Source organism: Pseudomonas sp. Wu6, from assembly GCF_019891515.1.
Classification (GTDB): Bacteria; Pseudomonadota; Gammaproteobacteria; order Pseudomonadales; family Pseudomonadaceae; genus Aquipseudomonas; species Aquipseudomonas orientalis_A.
Genome location: NZ_JAFLXH010000001.1, coordinates 35,265 through 52,949 on the forward strand (window position 1 = coordinate 35,265; position 17,685 = coordinate 52,949).

Annotated in this window: 13 protein-coding genes, 2 tRNA genes and 2 pseudogenes; 4 read left to right on the forward strand and 13 right to left on the reverse strand. The window is 61.1% G+C overall.

The window, feature by feature from the left end; translation table 11 throughout:
- The 7 genes from dnaB to rnr all read right to left on the reverse strand — a co-directional run bounded on the left by dnaB (position 1) and on the right by rnr (position 7,277).
- Positions 1 to 1,398, reverse strand: coding sequence for a replicative DNA helicase (gene dnaB / locus J1G34_RS00120; protein WP_003188079.1), 1,398 nt, complete (start codon positions 1,396 to 1,398; stop codon positions 1 to 3).
- A gap of 110 nt (positions 1,399 to 1,508) precedes the next feature.
- Complete coding sequence (rplI, locus tag J1G34_RS00125; protein ID WP_003171376.1) at positions 1,509 to 1,955, reverse strand: 50S ribosomal protein L9; 447 nt, start codon at positions 1,953 to 1,955, stop codon at positions 1,509 to 1,511.
- An 18-nt stretch (positions 1,956 to 1,973) separates the two neighbouring features.
- The gene (locus J1G34_RS00130) at positions 1,974 to 2,867 is read right to left on the reverse strand and encodes a YybS family protein (RefSeq protein ID WP_065896729.1); all 894 of its coding nucleotides are present in this window, start codon (positions 2,865 to 2,867) and stop codon (positions 1,974 to 1,976) included.
- A gap of 36 nt (positions 2,868 to 2,903) precedes the next feature.
- Entirely contained in the window at positions 2,904 to 3,134 is a 231-nt protein-coding gene (rpsR, locus tag J1G34_RS00135; protein ID WP_002551829.1) for a 30S ribosomal protein S18, read from the reverse strand.
- A 28-nt stretch (positions 3,135 to 3,162) separates the two neighbouring features.
- Complete coding sequence (gene rpsF, locus J1G34_RS00140) at positions 3,163 to 3,585, reverse strand: 30S ribosomal protein S6 (protein ID WP_003236224.1); 423 nt, start codon at positions 3,583 to 3,585, stop codon at positions 3,163 to 3,165.
- Positions 3,586 to 3,894: 309 nt separating this feature from the next.
- On the reverse strand, positions 3,895 to 4,650 hold the full coding sequence (gene rlmB, locus J1G34_RS00145; protein WP_065883318.1) for a 23S rRNA (guanosine(2251)-2'-O)-methyltransferase RlmB: 756 nt from the start codon (positions 4,648 to 4,650) through the stop codon (positions 3,895 to 3,897).
- The gene (gene rnr, locus J1G34_RS00150; protein ID WP_065894508.1) at positions 4,647 to 7,277 is read right to left on the reverse strand and encodes a ribonuclease R; all 2,631 of its coding nucleotides are present in this window, start codon (positions 7,275 to 7,277) and stop codon (positions 4,647 to 4,649) included. Before rnr ends, rlmB begins: the two co-directional genes overlap by 4 nt.
- Before the next feature lie 225 nt (positions 7,278 to 7,502).
- Between rnr and J1G34_RS00155 the strand changes: the two genes are divergently transcribed.
- From J1G34_RS00155 to J1G34_RS00170, 4 genes are all read left to right on the forward strand, one after another.
- A tRNA-Leu gene (locus J1G34_RS00155) sits at positions 7,503 to 7,589 on the forward strand.
- Positions 7,590 to 7,743: 154 nt separating this feature from the next.
- Positions 7,744 to 7,830 (forward strand) — tRNA-Leu (locus J1G34_RS00160).
- Positions 7,831 to 7,988: 158 nt separating this feature from the next.
- Complete coding sequence (locus J1G34_RS00165; protein ID WP_065896726.1) at positions 7,989 to 9,014, forward strand: extracellular solute-binding protein; 1,026 nt, start codon at positions 7,989 to 7,991, stop codon at positions 9,012 to 9,014.
- Complete coding sequence (locus tag J1G34_RS00170; protein ID WP_222992990.1) at positions 9,014 to 10,567, forward strand: ABC transporter permease; 1,554 nt, start codon at positions 9,014 to 9,016, stop codon at positions 10,565 to 10,567. The genes J1G34_RS00165 and J1G34_RS00170 overlap by 1 nt, the downstream gene beginning before the upstream one ends.
- A gap of 93 nt (positions 10,568 to 10,660) precedes the next feature.
- On the opposite strand, the pseudogene J1G34_RS27515 reads toward J1G34_RS00170, so the two are convergent.
- The 6 genes and pseudogenes from J1G34_RS27515 to hflK all read right to left on the reverse strand — a co-directional run.
- Positions 10,661 to 11,176, reverse strand: a pseudogene (locus J1G34_RS27515) (methyl-accepting chemotaxis protein); the annotation flags it as partial.
- Between the two features lie 390 nt (positions 11,177 to 11,566).
- Positions 11,567 to 12,622, reverse strand: a pseudogene (locus tag J1G34_RS27520) (methyl-accepting chemotaxis protein); the annotation flags it as partial.
- A 112-nt stretch (positions 12,623 to 12,734) separates the two neighbouring features.
- Complete coding sequence (locus J1G34_RS00180; RefSeq protein ID WP_065886517.1) at positions 12,735 to 14,024, reverse strand: adenylosuccinate synthase; 1,290 nt, start codon at positions 14,022 to 14,024, stop codon at positions 12,735 to 12,737.
- A 54-nt stretch (positions 14,025 to 14,078) separates the two neighbouring features.
- A complete protein-coding gene (locus J1G34_RS00185) occupies positions 14,079 to 15,266 on the reverse strand; it encodes an ATP phosphoribosyltransferase regulatory subunit (protein WP_065886518.1) in 1,188 nt (395 codons plus the stop codon).
- 292 nt (positions 15,267 to 15,558) lie between these two features.
- On the reverse strand, positions 15,559 to 16,425 hold the full coding sequence (gene hflC, locus J1G34_RS00190; RefSeq protein ID WP_003188064.1) for a protease modulator HflC: 867 nt from the start codon (positions 16,423 to 16,425) through the stop codon (positions 15,559 to 15,561).
- Positions 16,425 to 17,603 carry an FtsH protease activity modulator HflK gene (hflK, locus tag J1G34_RS00195; RefSeq protein ID WP_065886520.1) on the reverse strand — a complete coding sequence of 393 codons (1,179 nt, stop codon included), beginning with the start codon at positions 17,601 to 17,603 and terminating at the stop codon, positions 16,425 to 16,427. The genes hflC and hflK overlap by 1 nt, the downstream gene beginning before the upstream one ends.
- Positions 17,604 to 17,685: the final 82 nt, after the last annotated feature.

A 17,685-nucleotide genomic window follows, 5' to 3' on the forward strand; every position in this document is an offset into this window, starting at 1 on the left:
TTACTCGTCGTCGTCGAAGTTGTAACTGCCCGGCGCCAGGTTCTCGAAGCGCGTGTACTTACCGATGAACGCCAGGCGAATAAAGCCGATCGGGCCGTTCCGCTGCTTGCCGATGATGATCTCGGCGATGCCCTTGTGTTCCGTTTCGGGGTGGTACACCTCGTCGCGGTACACGAACATGATCACGTCGGCATCCTGCTCGATTGCCCCGGATTCACGCAAGTCGGAGTTCACCGGGCGCTTGTTGGGGCGTTGTTCCAGGGAACGGTTGAGCTGGGAGAGCGCCACTACCGGGCAGTTGAATTCCTTGGCCAGGGCTTTCAGGGAACGGGAGATTTCGGAAATCTCGTTGGTACGGTTGTCGCCGCTCGAACCCGGGATCTGCATCAACTGCAGGTAGTCGATCATGATCAGGGCGATGTCACCGTGTTCACGCACCAGGCGGCGGGTACGCGCACGCATCTCTGAAGGGCTGATACCGGCGGTGTCATCGATGAACAGCTTGCGGTCGTTGAGCAGGTTGACCGCCGAGGTCAGGCGCGGCCAATCGTCGTCTTCGAGCTGACCGGAACGCACCTTGGTCTGGTCGATACGGCCGAGCGACGACAGCATACGCATGATCAGCGATTCGCCTGGCATCTCGAGGGAATACACCAGCACCGCCTTGTCGCTGCGCAGTACGGCGTTTTCCACCAGGTTCATTGCAAAGGTGGTCTTACCCATCGACGGACGACCGGCGACGATGATCAGGTCGGACGGCTGCAGGCCGCTGGTCTTTTCGTCGAGGTCGGTGTAGCCGGTGGAAATGCCGGTAATCGCCGCATCCGTGTTGAACAGGGTATCGATGCGGTCGATGGCTTTGGTCAGCAGGTCGTTGACGCTGACCGGCCCGCCGGTTTTCGGACGGGCTTCGGCGATCTGGAAGATCTGGCGCTCGGCTTCGTCGAGGATTTCGGCGGCGGTGCGGCCTTCGGGGTTGAAGGCGCTGTCGGCGATTTCGGTGCTGATGCCGATCAACTGGCGCAAGGTGGCGCGCTCGCGGACGATCTGCGCATACGCCTTGATGTTGGCGACGGACGGCGTGTTCTTCGCCAGCTCACCGAGGTAGCCCAGGCCGCCGACCTGCGAGGTCTGGCCTTCCTTGTCCAGTTGCTCGGCCAGGGTCACCACGTCGATCGGTGAGTTCTGGTCGGCCAGCTTGGCGATGGCGCGGAAGATCAGGCGGTGGTCATGGCGATAGAAGTCACCGTCCGAGACTTGATCCAGCACGCGTTCCCAGGCGTTGTTGTCCAGCATCAAGCCACCGAGCACGGCCTGTTCGGCCTCGATGGAATGCGGCGGCACCTTCAGGGCAGCGGTTTGCAGATCGTATTGCTCAGGAGCGGAGATTTCGTTCATGGCCACTTGAAATTTGGGGTGTGTAAAAAAACAAAAGGCACGACCTGTAAACAGGATCGTGCCCGATGTTAACCGGCTGACACACGAGGTGCCAGTCAGTTAGGTGCGACTTAAGCTGCTACCACGACAACGCGTACGGTGGCTTCAACTTCGGCGTGCAGGTGCACGGCTACGTCGAATTCGCCTACGTTGCGGATGGTGCCGTTCGGCAGACGAACTTCGCTCTTCTGCACTTCAACGCCGGAGGCGGTCAGTGCATCAGCGATGTCGTGGGTGCCGATCGAACCGAACAGCTTGCCTTCGTCACCGGCAGTGGCAGTGATAGTCACTTCCAGCTCAGCCAGTTGGGCAGCGCGAGTTTCGGCCGAAGCTTTTTTGTCTGCTGCGGCTTTTTCCAGCTCAGCACGACGCTCTTCAAACGCAGCCAGGTTGGCAGCGGTTGCAGCGGTGGCTTTGCCGTATGGCAGCAGGTAGTTACGACCGTAGCCGGCCTTAACGTTCACTTTGTCGCCCAGGTTGCCCAGGTTGGCGACTTTTTCCAGAAGGATCAGTTGCATGTGAAAATCCTCTAACTTTTAACCTTCACCGTTCGCGCTATCGGCATCTTTCGACGCCAGACGTCCGCGAAAATCAATCAGGCCGTCGACAATGGCCAGGACCACGAGTAACGGATAGATCAGCTGCATGAACAGCAACAGCGTGACGTACAACCCCACCAGCCAGAACCTGGCAAGGCGCTTTCGCGCCACCAGCCCATGAATCAGGGCCAGCCCGGCAAACACCAGCGGTACGCTGCAAATCGGCGCCAGCAAGGCCATCTGTGGACCGAAGTTCGGTCCGACAACCATGCACGCCAGCAGCAACATCGCCGGTCCTGCGGGAATTCTGATACTGCGAAACTCGCGACCAAAACCACCCGGGTTATACAACAACGCCTGCCAATAACGCCCAAGAATCAGGCTCAGCACGCTGACAACCTGCAGCAAAGCCGCAATCAGGCCGGTCAGGACCGGCGCAATCAGTGACGCAAACCGCGCTCGCTCATCTACCGACAATTGCTGGTAGATATCCCCGAGGGCCAGCGGCAGGATCTTGACGATCTCCTGCGCCAGCGCCTCGATTTGCGGGCGGAAAGCCGCGCCAAGCATCACTGAGTACACCAACCCCACTGCCACGCTGACCAGCAGCGTACGGACCCAGGACTCACTTGCGCGCAGAACCAACGCAAGGCTCGATGACCCCAGCAGTACCAGAAGTACCCGTGGATCACCCATTTGCAGCCACCAGATCAAGGCCGGCAACAAACCCAGGGCAAGAACGCCCAGGGCGTCCTTCAAACCGCGCCGCAGGAGCACAAGGCATCCAGCGGCAGCACCCAACCAATAAAGCAACGGCAATGCCGCACAGCCAGCCACTACCAGAGTGGCCTGCACACGACCGCGCATGATGAACTCAGCTAAGGCGCGCATGCATTCAATCCCTTACTACTTGTCGACTGCCCGGTCTCAGCGGCCGTGGCTGTCGGTGTAGGCCAGCAGGGCCAGGAAGCGGGCGCGCTTGATAGCGGTGGCCAGCTGACGCTGATAACGTGCTTTGGTACCGGTGATACGGCTTGGAACGATTTTGCCGGTCTCGGATACGTAGGCTTTCAGAGTGTTGAGATCTTTGTAATCGATCTCTTTCACGTCTTCAGCGGTGAAGCGGCAGAATTTACGACGACGGAAGAAACGTGCCATTTGATAGGCTCCTTAAAAGGTCCGTGGATTACTCGTCAGCGTTATCGCTGTTGTCGCTGTCATCACTATCAGCGCTATCAGCGCCTTCGTGCTCAGGACGGTCGCGACGCTCACGGCGCTCACTGCGGTTTTCTTCAGCCTTGAGCATCTCGGATTGGCCGGTAACGGCTTCTTCGCGACGGATGACCAGGTTACGGATCACTGCATCGTTGTAGCGGAAGTTGTCTTCCAGCTCGGCCAGGGCCTTGCCGGTGCATTCAACGTTCAGCATCACGTAGTGAGCCTTGTGAACATTGTTGATTGCGTAGGCCAGTTGACGACGGCCCCAATCTTCCAGACGGTGGATTTTGCCGCCGTCTTCTTCGATCAGCTTGGTGTAACGCTCAACCATGCCGCCGACTTGCTCGCTTTGATCCGGGTGGACCAAAAAGATGATTTCGTAATGACGCATGAATGCTCCTTACGGGTTGTAGCCTGCCGCTCAAAAACGGTCAGACAAGGAGTGAATGACACTTATGGATCTTGCCGCAGGGGAGGCACATGCGTGCCTGCCAGGTGGGCAAGGGGCGCAATTGTAGAGAAGGGGGAGAAAGCGCGCAAGGTGATTGGTGATTATTTGAACAATCGCCCAAACACCACAAAAACAACTGTGGGAGGGGGCTTGCTCCCGATTGCAGTGGGTCAGTCACAACATCTGTAACTGAAACACCGCAATCGGGGGCAAGCCCCCTCCCACATTTTGATCCAGGCCAGGCCCGGCTTACTTCTTGGTCTTGGCCTTGGCACCGCGCTGACGCCGCGCTTCGAACAGGCATACGCCCGTCGCCACCGACACGTTCAGGCTGCTGACGCTGCCGGCCATCGGCAAGTGCACCAGGTAATCGCAATGCTCGCGGGTCAGGCGACGCATGCCCTTGCCTTCGGCGCCCATGACCAGGATGGTCGGGCCGGTGAGGTCCTGATCGTAGATGCTGACTTCGGCCTCGCCTGCCGTGCCGACAATCCACAAGCCGCGCTGCTGAAGCTTCTCCAGGGTGCGCGCCAGGTTGGTCACGGCCACCAGCGGAATCACTTCCGCCGCGCCGCAGGCCACTTTACGCACGACCGGCGTGAGGGTGGCCGACTTGTCTTTAGGCACGATCACTGCCAGCGCGCCGGCCGCATCCGCCGAACGCAGGCAGGCGCCGAGGTTGTGCGGATCGGTCACGCCGTCCAGCACCAGCAGCAACGGTGCGCCTTCGGTACGGTCGAGCAGCTCGTCGAGCATGGCTTCGCCCCACACCTGACTCGGGCTGACGTCGGCCACTACGCCCTGGTGAACGCCTTCTACCCATACGTCCATTTCACGGCGTTCGGCCTGGCCGATGGCAACCTTGTTCTGGGTGGCCAGCTCGACCAGCGTCTGCACGCGTGGCTCGCTGCGACCTTCCGCCAGCCACACCTGTTTGACGCGCTTGGGGTGGTGACGCAGCAGTGCTTCTACGGCGTGCACGCCGTAGATTTTTTCCAGACTCATGACTTGGCCTTAGGTTTGCGCGACCCGCCGCTTTTCGCGGGGGCCGAACCCGCTTTAGGCGGGCCTTTACGGTGTTTACTCGGTTTGCTCGACGGTTTTTCCGCCCCTTGGGACTTTCCCCCAGACGCCGCTTTACCACCGCTTTTGGCTTCGTTGAGCAGCTGTTGCTTCAACTCACGGCTCTTGCGCAGCTCGGCATTTTTCGCCGCGGCGTCGCTTGGGCGGTAGGCCTCAGGGGCCTTGTCCTTGGCCGAAGAACGACGCCCGGTCTTGGCAGGTGCAGGCTCGGCAGCCGTCTTCGCGCTGGAAGCCTTGCCCTTGGACGCCGGCGCTGCGGTTTCGCTGCCACGCTTTTTGCGGCCAGCCGGCTCTGCGGGCTTGTCAGGCATGCCGAAGTCGATCTTGCGCTCGTCCAGATCGACACGCATGACCTGCACTTCCACGGTATCGCCCAAGCGGAAGCTGCGACCGGTGCGCTCGCCCGCCAGGCGATGGTGCACAGGATCGAAGTGGTAGTAGTCACCCGGCAAGGCGGTGACGTGCACCAGACCCTCGACGTAGATGTCGGTCAGCTCGACGAACAGGCCGAAACCGGTCACGGCGGTGATCACACCCGGGAACGATTCGCCCACGCGATCCTTCATGAACTCGCACTTGAGCCAGTTCACCACATCGCGGGTGGCTTCGTCGGCGCGACGCTCGCTCATGGAGCACTGCTCGCCCAACTGCTCAAGCGCCGCTTCGTCGTACGGATAGATCCGTGCCTTCGGAATGGTCATGGCACCGGCGCGCTTGACGTGCGGGGTGTTCTGCTTGGAATGGATCACGCTGCGGATCGCGCGGTGCGTGAGCAAGTCCGGGTAACGGCGGATCGGCGAAGTGAAGTGGGTGTACGCCTCGTAATTCAGGCCGAAGTGGCCCTGGTTATCGGCGCTGTACACCGCCTGGCTCAACGAGCGCAGCATCACGGTCTGGATCACGTGGTAATCCGGACGGTCCTTGATGCTGGCCAGCAGGGCCTGGTAATCCTTCGGCGTCGGGCCGTCCTTGCCTTTGTGCAGGGACAGGCCGAGCTCGCCAAGGAACGCACGCAGTTTTTCCAGGCGCTCCGGCGGCGGACCGTCGTGGACGCGGTACAACGCAGGAATCTCGTGCTTCTTCAGGAATTCAGCGGTGGCCACGTTGGCCGCCAGCATGCATTCCTCGATCAGCTTGTGCGCGTCGTTACGGGTGGTCGGGGTGATGGCAGCGATCTTGCGCTCGGAACCGAAGACAATCCGGGTTTCCTGGGTTTCAAAATCGATCGCGCCACGGGTGTGGCGGGCGCCCAGCAGCACCTTGTACAGCGAGTACAGCTGCTTGAGGTGCGGCACCACGTCGGCGTATTCGCCGCGCAGGGCCTTGGCTTCGCTGGTCTTCGGCGCTTCCAGGATGGTGCTGACCTTGTTGTAGGTCAGCCGCGCCTGGGAGTGAATCACCGCTTCGTAGAACTGGTAGTCGGTCATTTCGCCGGTTTTGGAGATGGTCATCTCGCACACCATGGCCAAACGGTCGACTTTCGGGTTCAGCGAGCACAGGCCGTTGGACAGCTGCTCCGGCAACATCGGGATCACGCGCTCAGGGAAGTACACGGAGTTGCCGCGCACCTGGGCTTCGTTATCCAGGGCCGAACCGATCTTCACGTAGCTGGACACGTCGGCAATCGCGACGTACAGCTTCCAGCCGCCGGAGAACAGGCGCAGCTTGCCCGGCTTGGCTTCACAGTAGACCGCGTCATCGAAGTCGCGCGCATCTTCGCCGTCGATGGTGACGAACGGCAGATGGCGCAGGTCGATGCGTTTTTCTTTGTCTTTGTCTTCAACTTCCGGCTTGAGCTTGGCGGCTTCCTTGAGCACGGCATCAGGCCAGACGTGAGGAATATCGTAGGTGCGCAGCGCCACGTCGATTTCCATGCCCGGCGCCATGTAGTTGCCGACCACTTCAACGATATCGCCCTGGGGCTGGAAGCGCGCAGTCGGCCAGTGGGTGATTTTCACCTCGACGAACTGGCCGACCTTGGCGGCGCCATTGCGGCCCGGGGTGATCAGCACTTCCTGCTGGACCTTCGGGTTATCCGGCACCACAAAGCCGATACCGCCTTCTTCGAAGTAACGACCGACGATGGACTCGTGGGCACGGGACACCACTTCGACGATCACGCCTTCACGACGCCCACGACGGTCCAGGCCGGACACGCGCGCCAGGGCACGGTCGCCATCGAACACCAGGCGCATTTGCGCAGGGCTCATGAACAGGTCGTCACTGCCGTCATCCGGGATCAGGAAGCCGAAGCCGTCCCGATGGCCGGCGATACGGCCCAGGATCAGGTCGAGCTTGTCGACCGGCGCGTAGGTGCCACGGCGGGTGTAGATCAACTGAGCATCGCGCTCCATCGCACGCAAACGGCGGCGCAGGGCTTCGAGCTGGTCTTCGGTGGTCAGACCGAACTCTTCAACCAACTGCTCGCGGCTAGCAGGCGAACCACGATCGGCGAGGTGCGCCAGGATCAGTTCGCGGCTAGGAATAGGGTTTTCATATTTTTCCGCTTCACGAGCGGCCTCGGGATCGAGGGACTGCCAATCGGCCATTAGAGAGTTTTCACCTTGTCTATATGCGGGTTAGTTTGGCATACGCGTATTGAAACGGGAAATTTCAGACGTCATCAAGCCTTTTAAAGCCCTTTGCAGCCCTCGGCGCGCACCTTGCACGACCATTGGCGAAATTTTCCAGGCTTTTTTCATGGCAGGGGTTTACAGGGCAAATATCGCTCCGTATAGTGCGCGCCATCGACGACGGCAACGTTGTCAGATAATGCCCAGGTGGTGAAATTGGTAGACACGCCAGCTTCAGGTGCTGGTGATCGCAAGGTCGTGGAAGTTCGAGTCTTCTCCTGGGCACCAAATTCAGATCAAACCCGCGAAAGCGGGTTTTTTCGTTTCAGACCTTTGATTTTTAACGGAAAAATTGATTTATATTTTTCGAATCAGGGGTTTACAGATTAAAAAGCCCGCCGTATAGTTCGCCCCATCAACAGCGGCAACGTTGCTTGATAATGCCCAGGTGGTGAAATTGGTAGACACGCCAGCTTCAGGTGCTGGTGATCGCAAGGTCGTGGAAGTTCGAGTCTTCTCCTGGGCACCAAATTCAGATCAAACCCGCGAAAGCGGGTTTTTTCGTTTCCGGGGTTTGAAAAATCCGGCTTGAAAACGCTCCCCGCGATTACCCTCAAGCCCGCACTTGAGAAGATTTATCGTTTATCCTTGTAGTGATTTGTTGCACATAAGCGAGGAACACTTCGGATGATGATCCGCGATACCCGATTCAAGACATCCCTTCTGCGTGGCCTGTCTCTTACTCTGCTTGGCCTGACCCTGCTCTCACCCGCCGCCTATTCTGCTGACAAGGTCTCCCTGACCCTTTACAACGGCCAGCACAAAGAAGTCGGCGATGAACTCGCCAAAGCCTTTGAAGCCAAGACCGGTATTCACGTCAACGTGCGCAAAGGCAGCAGCAACCAGCTGGCCAGCCAGGTCGTCGAAGAAGGTGATCGCTCCCCTGCCGACGTGATCTACACCGAAGAATCGCCGCCGCTGAACAAACTCGGCGAGCAAGGCTTGTTGGCGAAAATCGATGCCAGCACCCTCGACGTGCTGCCCAAGGATTACGTCGGCAGCAATGGCGACTGGATGGGCGTCACCGCACGCACCCGCGTCGTCGCTTTCAACCCCAAGCTGATTGCCGAAAAAGACCTGCCCAAATCGGTGCTGGATTTCGCCGGCCCCGAATGGCAAGGCAAGGTCGGCTTCGTGCCCACCAGCGGCGCGTTTCAGGAACAGGCCGTGGCGATCATCAAGCTGCACGGGCGTGAAGCGGCCGAAGAGTGGCTGACCGGCCTGCGCGCCTTCGGCAAGGTGTACAGCAACAATATGGTCGCCCTCAAGGCCGTTGAAAATGGCGAAGTGGCCACCGTGCTGGTGAACAATTATTACTGGTTTGCCTTGAAGAAAGAAAAAACCAACCTCGACTCCCAACTGCACTATTTCACCGACGGCGATGCCGGCGGCCTGATTACCGTGTCTTCGGCTGCCGCGCTGAAATCCAGCAAACATCCCAAGGAAGCCCAGCAACTGCTGGCCTTCATGGCCAGTGAAGAAGGCCAGCGTGTGATCACCAACACCTCGGCGGAATACCCGCTGCGCAAAGGCATGGAGTCCAGCCGTGGCCTCAAGCCTTTCAGCGAACTGCAGCCGCCTAAAGTCACCCCTGCCGACCTGGGCAATGCCGAGGAAGCGCTGGAACTGGAACGTGACGTTGGCTTGAACTGATGACCCCGTCGCTCAGCGCTGCAGGCTTTCGCCCCCGGCGCAAACGCCCTTCAATCTGGCTGCTGTTGCCGGTGCTGTTGCTGGTTGGCCTGAGCCTGCTGCCCCTGGTGTATGTCGGGCTCAAGGCCTGGCAAGCCGGCTGGGCACAGGCGGTGCATCTGCTGTGGCGGCCTTATGTGTTCGGGCTGCTGCGCAATACCCTGTCGCTGATGGTCGGCGTGACGGTCGTGTGCGGCGTGGTCGGCTTGTCCCTGGCCTGGTTGCTGGAACGCAGCAACCTGCCTGGGCGACGCCTCTGGGGCGTGATCCTGTGCCTGCCGTTTGCGGTGCCGGCATTTGTCAGCAGCTTTACCTGGGTGTCGCTGAGCGCCAACTTCGAAGGTCTCGGCGGCGCGATCCTGGTGATGAGCCTGTCCAAGTATCCGCTGGTATTTCTGCCGGTGGCCGCCACGCTGCGCAATCTGGACCCGGCCCTGGAAGAGTCGGCGCGCACCCTGGGGCTGAATCGCTGGGGCGTGTTCCGGCGCATTACCCTGCCGCTGCTGTGGCCCTCGCTGGTGGCGGGAGCGCTGCTGATTGCATTGCACATGCTGGTGGAGTTCGGCGCCCTGTCGATCATCGGCTTGCAGACCTTTACCACCGCGATCTACCAGCAGTTCGAACTGGAATTCAGCAATGCCAACGCCGCGATGCTCTCGGCGGTGCTGCTGGTGATGTGCCTGAGTTTGTTGTGGCTGGAGTTGCGCGTGCGCGGCAAGGGCCGCCATGTGCGGATCGGCCAGGGCGCGGCGCGACAGGCCGAGCAGGTGAAACTGGGCAAGTGGTCGCTGCTTGGCCAACTCTATTGCCTGGCGCTGGCGATCATTGGCAGCGGCATCCCGCTGGGGATGCTTGGCTATTGGCTGGCCGTGGGCTCATCGGCGGCGTTTCCGGTCGCCGCCATCAGTGAGGCGCTGTTATCGTCCCTGGCACTTTCCCTGGGTGGCGCGGCATTATGCCTGGCGCTGGCGGTGCCGGTAGGCCTGCTGGTGGTGCGCTATAAAGGCCAACTGGCGATCTGGGCCGAACGCCTGCCGTACCTGCTGCATGCCCTGCCCGGCCTGGTGATTGCATTGACCCTGGTGTATTTCGCGCTGCATTACGTGCCGGCGCTGTATCAAACGTCGGCACTGTTGCTGATCGCCTATGCGCTGTTGTTTTTGCCCCTGGCCCAGGCGCCGATTCGCACGGCGCTGAACAAGGCTGCACCACAGCTGGAAGAGGCGGCGCGCACGCTCGGCGCATCGTCGTTCAGTGCGTTTTGCCGGGTGACGCTGCCGATTATTTTCCCGGCATTGGGTGCCGCGTTTGCGCTGGTGTTTCTGGATGCGATGAAGGAATTGACTGCGACCTTGCTGCTTAGTCCGACCGGGCTGAACACCTTGGCCACCGCCGTGTGGGCGCATACCTCGAATGTGGAATTTGCGGCGGCGGCGCCTTATGCGGCGTTGTTGATTCTGGTGTCGGGGTTGCCGGTGTACCTGCTTACGACGCGGATGTATTTGAGCCGCTGAGATGGCTATCGGGGGCAAGCCCCCTCCCACATTTGGAGTGCGTTGCAACCTGTGGGAGGGGGCTTGCCCCCGATGAGGCCGGCACAGACAACCCTAAGCCCGAAACTGCCCCAGACTCGCCTTCAACTGCGCCGCCAAGCCATCCAGCACCTTGCCACTGGCCGTGGTCTCCACCACCGCCTGCGCGGCCCGCTCAGCCTGGGCATGAATCACCTCAACCCGACCACGCACCGCATGCGCACCCTGGGCCTGATGCTCGGCCGCGCGTGTCGCCAGGCCGATCGCCGCATGCACCTGCTCCACCGAGGCCTGCACGGTCTGCTGCAAGCGCACGCTGTCGCGCAACACCAGCAAGCCCTCATTGGCCTGACGACCAGCCTTGCCAATGGTTTCCACCGCCTCACGCGCGCCCTGCTGCAACGCCACGATATGCGCCTGGATGTCACCGGTGGAGCTTTGGGTCTTGCTCGCCAACGCACGCACCTCGTCCGCGACTACCGCAAAACCACGCCCGGTTTCGCCGGCACGAGCCGCCTCGATGGCCGCATTGAGCGCCAGCAGGTTGGTTTGCTCGGCGATGCCGTGAATCACCGTCAGCACCACTTCAATCTGCTCGCTTTGCTGCGCCAACCGCTCGATCACCTGGGAGCCAGCCTGCACCTGCCCGGCCAACGCCTCGATCAAGCTGCCGACTTCGGCAGAAGTGCGCGAGTTTTCATCCGTGGCCTGGCGAATCTCCACCACCTGCTGCAAGGCCGCCTGCATGGCATGGCTTTCGGCCTGGGCCTCGTCGGCCATCTGCGACAGTGCGCGCAGGCTTTCTGCAACCTCGTCGCGCTGCAGGCCGGCCGCTGCATCGGCACCGGCATTGCGCAAGGTCATCGCGCCGATTTCCATGCCGGTGCGCTGGGCCACATCCCCCGCCTCGCGCACGATGGGCTGCAACTTATCCACAAAGCGATTGACCGCCGAAGCCATGTCACCAATTTCGTCCTTGCTGCTGATCTGTACACGCTTGGTGAGGTCACCCTCGCCTGCCGCCAGGTCATCCATGGCCGCGATCAACAGCTTCAGGCGGTTGACGACGCGGCGGCCGAGCACAATGGCGATCAGCAGCAAAACACCGAGACCGACCAGCGCCAGGCCCATGCCGATACGCCAGCGCAAGGTGCCGGCAGCCTCTTGAACCGCACTGGTGGTATTGGCCGCCATCTGCGTGGCCGTGACTTGCGCCGATTGCAGGCGCGCGCCCATGGCGGCGGCGCTATCGGCCGCGGCGCCTTTGAGGCTGTCGCCGACCAGTTGATCACCGCTGGCGATCAGCGCGGCGAAGCGGCTGTCCAGTGCTTGCAGGTCGGCCTCGACCGATGCGGTCGACACCCCCATGCGGACTTTGCCGATCTCAACGCCGTTGGGGCTGATCGAGGCCTCGACGTAATACACCGAAGGATCAGCCTTGGCCGCGTCCAGGACTTTATCCAGGGCACGCTCCCCCGCGCCTTTGGCCAACAAGGCCTGGTTGATCGGATTTTCACGGTTCAGGTAACGGGTCAGATGCTCGCCCGCCGCGTCGTCATACACCACGAACAACACGTTGGGATTACGCTGCGCGCGCCGGGCAAATTCCGATAATGTCGGCACGTCGCTGTCCCACATGGCACGCGGCGCCACCGAAGCCAGCAACTGGGCCATGTCATTGGCGGAGTCCTGCAGGTCTTTTTCCAGGGTCGCCCGCAATTGCTTCTGCTCTTGCTGAAGACGCGTGGAGAGCCCTGCAGTCAGACGTTGGCGAGTGCTGGTGGACAGGCTATCCAGGCTGGAGGTGACTTCCTTGCCGGCCTGTGCCAATTCGCCGGACAATTTCTGGCTGTCGATGCCCAGGCGATTCCCCAAATCGGCCTCCAGGGCCGTGACCGTGCTCCGCGTCAGCGCGACGGCCACCAGCACTTGCACCAAAAGAGCGATACCTAGGGTAACGAACACCGGCCGCAGCAGACGGCTTTGTAACAACGAGAGAACGGCAGACACTGGAAATCCCTCCACCACGGGTGCCATTAAATTGATAGCACCGCGAAAAAGAGAAACACAGCAAGGGTCGTGCCGCTTGCCAGACAGAAACGACAAAGGGCTCCCGAAGGAGCCCTTTACTTTTTACATCAACAGCTTATTAAGCGAACGGGTGACGCAGAACGATGGTCTCGTTGCGGTCCGGGCCCGTCGAAATAATGTCGATCGGTGCGCCGATCAGCTCTTCGACGCGCTTGATGTAGGCGCGGGCGTTGGCTGGCAGCTCTTCCAGGGTCTTGGCGCCCACGGTCGATTCGGTCCAGCCCGGCACTTCTTCGTACACAGGCTGCAGGCCCACGTAGCTGTCAGCGTCGGTCGGGGCAACATCGTTGCCTTGCGCGTCTTTGTAGCCGACACAGATGTTGATGGCTTCCAGGCCGTCGAGCACGTCCAGCTTGGTCAGGCAGATGCCCGAGATGCTGTTCACGTCGATAGCGCGACGCAGGATAACGGCGTCGAACCAGCCACACCGACGAGCACGGCCGGTGGTAGCGCCGAATTCGTGACCCTGCTTGGCCAGGTGTGCGCCAACGTCGTCGAACAGCTCAGTCGGGAATGGACCGGAACCTACACGGGTGGTGTAAGCCTTAGTGATGCCCAGGATGTAGTCGAGGAACATCGGGCCAACGCCCGAACCGGTGGCAACGCCGCCGGCGGTGGTGTTGGAGCTGGTCACATACGGGTAGGTGCCGTGGTCGATGTCGAGCAACGAACCCTGGGCGCCTTCGAACATGATGTCTTTGCCGGCGCGACGCAGGTCGTGCAGCTCGGCCGTCACGTCGAGCATCAGCGGCTTGAGCAGCTCGGCGTATTCCTTGCACTCGGCCAGGGTCTTTTCGAACTCGATGGCCGGCTCTTTGTAGTAACCCACCAGCATGAAGTTGTGGTAATCCACCAGTTCACGCAGCTTGTCTTCAAAGCGCGGCATGTTGAGCAGGTCGCCCACACGCAGGCCACGGCGCGCCACCTTGTCTTCGTAGGCCGGGCCAATGCCGCGACCGGTGGTGCCGATCTTCAGCTCGCCACGGGCCTTTTCACGGGCCTGGTCCAGCGCCACGTGGAAGGACAGGATCAGCGGGCAGGATGGGCTGATACGCAGGCGCTCGCGCACCGGTACGCCTTTCTCTTCCAGCTTGATGATCTCGCGCAGCAGGGCGTCCGGCGCAACCACTACGCCGTTGCCGATCAGGCACTGCACGCCTTCGCGCAGTACACCCGATGGGATCAGGTGCAAGACGGTTTTTTCGCCATCGATGACCAGGGTGTGGCCCGCGTTGTGGCCACCCTGGTAGCGCACTACGGCGGCAGCATGTTCGGTCAGCAGATCAACGATCTTGCCTTTGCCCTCATCACCCCATTGGGTGCCCAGGACTACGACATTCTTACCCATAACACTTGTCCTCATTCGCGCAAACTTGGTGCCGGCGATGGCCGGCAGGAAAACTCAAGAAGCCAGTGGCGATACTTGCCAAAGCCCGTTCTGCTGAATCAATTGCCGGTCGCAGTCCGCTTCACGGGCGGCGGCCAATGGCTGCCCAGGCAAGGCCTGGACGACACGCTGACCCTCACTGCGCAACTGGCAGACCTGCTGCCAGAGTGCCGCGTCCGTACTGTCGGGCATCCAGATGCCACCAGACGGCAGCTCGACCTCAGCACGCCCCAGGGTCACCAGGGTTTTCAAATCGGTGGAAAAGCCGGTGGCCGGACGGGCGCGACCGAAGTCGGCGCCGATATCGTCATAACGACCACCCTGGGCGATGGCCTGGCCAACACCCGGAACGAACACCGCGAATACCACACCGGTGTGGTAGTGGTAGCCGCGCAACTCGCCCAGGTCAAAATACAAAGGCAGCTGCGGGAAGCGCGCCGACAGTTGCTCGGCAATCGCCAGCACATCGTTCAGGGCGGCCAACACCGGCGCCGGCGCGTTGGCCAGGCGCTCACGTGCAGTGACCAACACTTCACGGCCGCCGCACAGGTCAACCAGCGCACGCAGCATGTCGGCCAGTTCAGCCGGCACGCCGGCAGTCAGGGCGATGACTTCATCGATGGCCTTGCGTTGCAGCGCATCGAACAACTGTTGCTCAACTTCACCGGACAAGCCGGCCGCACGGGCCAGGCCGCGGTAGATCCCCACGTGGCCCAGGTCCATGTGCACGTCCGGCACATCAGCCAGTTGCAGCATGGCCAGCATCAGGCTGATCACTTCAACGTCGCTGCTCGGGCTCGCATCGCCATACAACTCGGCGCCCAGCTGGATCGGGCTGCGTGAAGATGACAAGGCACGCGGCTGGGCATGCAGCACGCTGCCGGCGTAGCACAGGCGGCTGGGACCTTCGCGGCGCAGGGTGTGCGCATCGATACGCGCCACCTGCGGCGTGATGTCGGCGCGGAAACCCATTTGCCGGCCCGATTGCGGGTCGATGACCTTGAAGGTGCGCAGATCCAGGTCCTGGCCCGCGCCGGTCAGCAGGGACTCCAGGTACTCGATATGAGGGGTCACGACAAACTCGTAGCCCCAGCTCTGGAACAGATCCAACACCTGGCGACGCGCTATTTCAATACGCGCAGCTTCTGGTGGCAGTACTTCTTCGATGCCATCTGGCAGCAGCCAGCGGTCTACCGTTGCCATTACGCCATTCCCCTTTGATCCGGGCGGCCAGCCCTCGGCCGAGCCTTGAGTGAAGCAGAAAATACCCGCCGTCTGCATAAACCACGCGCAAGAGCGACGTGACGAACGGCCTGCAAACGGCCTCGTCGGGCACTTTCCTCGAAAAACCTGTCACGCCTGCCGAATCGAACACGCAGACGCAAAAAAGCCGGGAATTTCCCGGCTGCCGCATCATACACCCGTTTTCTGAAAGGATCACCCCGCCAGGCATTTTAGCCGCCCGACGGAGTGGTCCTACAGAATCACAGGCCTGTTACTTGGACTTTTCCAGGTAGCGGAAGAAATCGCTGCTTGGGTCCAGCACCAGCACGTCGGTCTTGTTCGCGAAGCTTTCACGGTAGGCGCGCAGGCTACGGTAGAACGCGTAGAACTCCTGGTCCTGGCCGTAAGCCTTGGCGTAGATCGCCGCGGCTTGAGCATCACCATCACCACGAGCCTCTTCAGACTCGCGATAGGCCTCTGCCAACAGTACACGGCGCTGACGATCGGCATCCGCACGGATACCTTCGGCCAGCTCGTTACCCTTGGCACGGTGCTCACGGGCTTCACGCTCACGCTCGGTGCTCATGCGCTCGAACACGCTGCGGTTCACTTCCTTGGGCAAGTCGATAGCCTTGACGCGAACGTCGACCACTTCGATACCCAGCTCTTTCTCCGCCATGGTGTTCAGCGAACGAGTGATGTCAGCCATCAGCGCATCGCGTTCACCGGATACCACCTCGTGCAGGGTGCGCTTACCAAACTGGTCGCGCAGGCCCGATTCCAGACGGCGCGACAAACGCTCGTCGGCAATCTGCTTGAGGCCCGAGGTCGCCGTGTAGAAGCGCTCGGCATCCTTGACGCGCCACTTGGCGTAGGCGTCAACCATCACGGCTTTCTTTTCCAGGGTCAGGAAGCGCTGTGTCGGTGCATCCAGGGTCATCAGGCGGGCGTCGAACTTGCGCACCTGGTTGACGTAGGGGACTTTCACATGCAGGCCCGGCTGGACATCCGCCTGGACCACGCGACCGAATTGCAGCAGCACCGCGCGCTCGGTCTGAGCGACGATGTAGAAGCAGTTCCAGGCAGCGATGACCACGACGACGCCCACAATCAGGGCGGTCAGCGATTTATTGCTCATCAACGACTCTCCCTGGTACGTGTTTGCTGTTGCAGCAAGTCAGCGGCCGCACGGGCGCTCGCTTCGTTGGCAGCGGCATTCGAACCGGTGGACGGCGCGCTTGTGCCGCCGCTACGACCACCTTCGATCATCTTGTCCAGCGGCAGGTACAGCAGGTTGTTCTGCCCACCCTTGCTGCCGGTCACGAGAACCTTGCTGGTGTTGCTGAAGACTTCCTGCATGGTGTCCAGGTACAGACGCTCACGGGTAACCTCGGGCGCCTTGCGGTACTCGGCAACCAGCTTGGTGAAGCGGTCCGCCTCACCCTTGGCACGGGAGACCACTTCGTCGCGGTAACCGTTGGCATCCTCAAGGATACGCTGGGCCTGACCACGGGCTTCCGGCACCACGCCGTTGGCGTAGGTTTCAGCCTGGTTGCGCGAACGCTGCTCGTCTTCACGGGCGCGGATCACGTCGTCAAAGGCTTCCTGCACTTCACGCGGTGCCGCTGCGCTCTGTACGTTGACCTGGGTAACGGTGATACCGGTGCGATAGGTATCGAGGAAACGTTGGAGGCGCTCCTTGATTTCGCTGGCCATCAATTCACGCCCTTCGGTCAGCACCTGGTCCATGGCAGTGGAACCCACCACATGGCGCAGGGCGCTTTCGGTTGCGTGTTGCAGGCTGATTTCCGGCTGATCGACGTTCAGCACGAAGTCCTGCAGGTTGGTGATCTTGTACTGCACGGTCAGCGGCACTTCGACGATGTTCTCGTCTTCAGTCAGCATCTGGCCCTGCTTGGTGTAGGCACGCTCACGCGTGACGTTCTCCATGTACTTCTTGTCGATCGGCGGGAAATAGATGTTCAGGCCTGGCCCGACCGTCTCGTAATACTTGCCGAAGCGCAGCACGACGGCTTGCTCCTGCTCGTCCACCACGTAGACCGCGCTGTACAGCCAGACGGCCGCGAGCACGACAAGACCCAGGCCCAGCAGGCCATAGCCGCCGCCCTTGCTTGTGCGACCACCCTCGTCACCACCGCGTTTTTTCCCACCACCGAACAACCCATTCAGGCTTTCCTGCAGCTTTCGGAAGGCCTCGTCGAGATCCGGTGGCCCCTTGCGGTCGCCATTATTGCGGCGCTTACCACCCCAAGGATCCTGATTATTCGAGTTGCCACCCGGCTCATTCCAAGCCATAGCGCTCTCCATCTGATAAAGCAAAGACGCACCCACGGCGCGCCGACCAATGCTACAGAATGCCTGCTACTGCGGCACAACC

What these genes read in the sequence shown, in the direction of transcription:
- J1G34_RS00185 (WP_065886518.1), bottom strand. Translation starts at nt 15,266, where the DNA reads ATGGCAACGGTAGACCGCTGGCTGCTGCCAGATGGCATCGAAGAAGTA.
- dnaB (WP_003188079.1), bottom strand. Translation starts at nt 1,398, where the DNA reads ATGAACGAAATCTCCGCTCCTGAGCAATACGATCTGCAAACCGCTGCC.
- J1G34_RS00170 (WP_222992990.1), top strand. Translation starts at nt 9,014, where the DNA reads ATGACCCCGTCGCTCAGCGCTGCAGGCTTTCGCCCCCGGCGCAAACGC.
- rpsF (WP_003236224.1), bottom strand. Translation starts at nt 3,585, where the DNA reads ATGCGTCATTACGAAATCATCTTTTTGGTCCACCCGGATCAAAGCGAG.
- rpsR (WP_002551829.1), bottom strand. Translation starts at nt 3,134, where the DNA reads ATGGCACGTTTCTTCCGTCGTCGTAAATTCTGCCGCTTCACCGCTGAA.
- J1G34_RS00130 (WP_065896729.1), bottom strand. Translation starts at nt 2,867, where the DNA reads ATGCGCGCCTTAGCTGAGTTCATCATGCGCGGTCGTGTGCAGGCCACT.
- hflC (WP_003188064.1), bottom strand. Translation starts at nt 16,425, where the DNA reads ATGAGCAATAAATCGCTGACCGCCCTGATTGTGGGCGTCGTCGTGGTC.
- rplI (WP_003171376.1), bottom strand. Translation starts at nt 1,955, where the DNA reads ATGCAACTGATCCTTCTGGAAAAAGTCGCCAACCTGGGCAACCTGGGC.
- J1G34_RS00165 (WP_065896726.1), top strand. Translation starts at nt 7,989, where the DNA reads ATGATGATCCGCGATACCCGATTCAAGACATCCCTTCTGCGTGGCCTG.
- hflK (WP_065886520.1), bottom strand. Translation starts at nt 17,603, where the DNA reads ATGGCTTGGAATGAGCCGGGTGGCAACTCGAATAATCAGGATCCTTGG.
- J1G34_RS00180 (WP_065886517.1), bottom strand. Translation starts at nt 14,024, where the DNA reads ATGGGTAAGAATGTCGTAGTCCTGGGCACCCAATGGGGTGATGAGGGC.
- rlmB (WP_065883318.1), bottom strand. Translation starts at nt 4,650, where the DNA reads ATGAGTCTGGAAAAAATCTACGGCGTGCACGCCGTAGAAGCACTGCTG.
- rnr (WP_065894508.1), bottom strand. Translation starts at nt 7,277, where the DNA reads ATGGCCGATTGGCAGTCCCTCGATCCCGAGGCCGCTCGTGAAGCGGAA.